Below are 2,180 nucleotides of genomic sequence, written 5' to 3' on the forward strand. Positions count from 1 at the left end.
GGTCGGCCATCTCGACGCCGCCGCCGACCGCGACCACGTCCCCGACCGGCCGATGCACGAGGGCGACACGCTCGACGGGTCGGGCTGGACGCTGGTCGCCGTCGAGACGCCGGGGCACACCATGAACCACCTCGCCTTCGCCCTGCCGGAGGAGGTGGCTCTGTTCTCCGGCGACCACGTGATGGCGTGGTCGACCAGCATCGTCGCGCCGCCCGACGGCTCGATGCGCGCCTACATGGATTCTCTCGACAAGCTCCGGGGCCGCGACGAAACCGTGTACTGGCCGGGACACGGGGGGCCGGTGCGCGACCCCCGTCGGTTCGTCCGGGGGCTCGCCAACCACCGCCGCCACCGCGAGGCCTCGATCCGCGCGCGGATCACTGCTGGCGACGACACGATCCCGGCGATCGTCACCGCTACCTACCAGAGCCTCGATCCGCGCCTGCGCGGCGCGGCGGCGCTGTCGGTTTTCGCCCACCTCGAGGACCTCGTCGCGCGCGGGCTCGTGGCCACGGACGGCCCGCCGCGGCTCGACGGCGTCTTCCGGCCGGTCACTCCGGCAGTCGGCTGAGGCGCCGGGCCGCAGGCCGCTACTTCACCGCGAGCGCGAGGTTTGCGACCTCGTCGAGATAGGCTCGGATGCGGTCGGCGTTGACGCCGAGGTCGCTGGTGCCGAGCCGCGAGGCGGAGCGGACGTCGATGCGAGCGCCGTCGGCGCGCGGCCGGACGCGGATGGTGACGTCGTCGGGTAGGTTGAGGATGAGGCTGCGCGAGACGGCCTCGATCCGGCCGTTTCCGACCCGCCCGCCGGGGCGTATCGCCTCGACGATCTGCCACTTGCGGTTCACGGCGGCTTTGCGCGCCAGCTCGAACGCCTCGTCGGCGCCGATGTCTAGGGTCAGCGGCGCGATCTGCGGGTAGGCGGCGCGCTGCTTCTCGCGGGCCTGCGGACCGGGATCGGGCGGATAGCCTCCGTTGCGGGCGGCGAAGGCGGCGCGCGAGCGCGAGAAGGCTGGCGGGTTGTCGATGTCGGTGGTCACATCGGTCAGCGCGGGCAGCCGGAATCCGCGGAGCGCCGCGTAGGCCGGGTAGGCCAGGACCAGCATGGCGAGAACGAGGCCGCCGATCGCGGCGCCGAGGCCGCGGGCGCCCTCCCGCCAGACCCGGACGAAGGCGTACGCGGCGAGCGCCACGGCCACCAGCGCCACGCAAAGGCCGGCGGCGAGGGTCGCCAGCGCCGGCCCGGCCTCGGTGCGGGGATCGCGCACCAGCACGATCGCGATCCCGGAGACCACGAGCGAGAACAGGGCGGTCCACCGTGCGAGCGGGCCGGCGCGGGTGACGGGTTCCTCGACGAGTAGGCGGCGCATGGCTCGTGTGGGGCTGCAGGGGATGCGAAGGCTATACCGGCCGCAGCGCAGCCGCGCCACTCGCGGGGACCGCCCGGTCTGCTATAGCCTCGTCCCCAATGCCGCGTTCCCTCCCAGCCCCCGATCCGGACCCCGCAGACGCCGCGGACCCCCTGCGCGTCTGGTTCCGCTTCATCCGTCTGAACCGGCGCGTGACCGCGGCGATGAGCGCGCGGCTGCGCGGCCTCGGCCTGTCGATCCCACAATTCGATGTGCTCTCCACATTGACCGAGCGCGAGGGCCTGACCCAGCAGGATCTCGCGGCCCGGCTCTACGTGACGAAGGGCAACGTCTCCGGCCTGATCGACCGCCTGGTCGAGGCTGGGCTCGTCGAGCGGCGGCCGATCCCCGGCGACCGGCGCTCGCACGCGCTCCACCTCACGCCGGTCGGGGCCGACCTCGCCGCGCAGGGGCTGGCGGCGCAGGCGGCCTATGTCGGGCAGACGCTGGGACGGCTCGGCGATGACGACCTCGCGGCTTTCGAGGCCTTGGTGCTGCGCTGGCGGGCGCTGGCCCGGGCGGAAGCCGAAAACCCTACCGACTGATACGGCTTCCGCTTGATCAAAGCGGAGGCCGTATCAGGCAAGCCCGCGCGGCGCCTGAGCGAAGCCTAAATCCGCCATCCCGAAGGGATCAACCGGATTTGGTATGACTGGGCCGGGCTCGGCGGATCAGGGTGCGTAGGCGCGCGCGGTGCCCGGGATCACGACCGAGGTCGGCACGTGCAGCGACGCCGGCCCTTCGTCGCGCCGCTCCGGCTCGGCCGCCTTC

At 73.2% G+C, this 2,180-nt stretch carries 3 protein-coding genes; 2 read left to right on the forward strand and 1 reads right to left on the reverse strand.

The genetic code is table 11. The features are described 5' to 3' along the window. On the forward strand, positions 1-571 hold a 571-nt coding region (locus FV222_RS23910), incomplete at its 5' end, for an MBL fold metallo-hydrolase (RefSeq protein ID WP_147815813.1). 19 nt (positions 572-590) lie between these two features. Here the strand turns inward: FV222_RS23910 and FV222_RS23915 are convergent. Next, positions 591-1,370, reverse strand: a complete 780-nt coding sequence (locus FV222_RS23915) for a DUF1499 domain-containing protein (protein ID WP_147753114.1) — start codon at positions 1,368-1,370, stop codon at positions 591-593. 98 nt (positions 1,371-1,468) lie between these two features. Between FV222_RS23915 and FV222_RS23920 the strand changes: the two genes are divergently transcribed. After that, positions 1,469-1,954: a MarR family transcriptional regulator gene (locus FV222_RS23920; RefSeq protein ID WP_147815814.1), complete on the forward strand. Its 486-nt coding sequence runs from the start codon at positions 1,469-1,471 to the stop codon at positions 1,952-1,954. Positions 1,955-2,180: the final 226 nt, after the last annotated feature.

The sequence above is a fragment of the Methylobacterium sp. WL103 genome (genome assembly GCF_008039885.1).
GTDB lineage: Bacteria > Pseudomonadota > Alphaproteobacteria > Rhizobiales > Beijerinckiaceae > Methylobacterium > Methylobacterium cerastii.

Coding starts and splice junctions, on each gene's coding strand:
- FV222_RS23920 (WP_147815814.1), top strand. CDS start 1,469: ATGCCGCGTTCCCTCCCAGCCCCCGATCCGGACCCCGCAGACGCCGCG.
- FV222_RS23915 (WP_147753114.1), bottom strand. CDS start 1,370: ATGCGCCGCCTACTCGTCGAGGAACCCGTCACCCGCGCCGGCCCGCTC.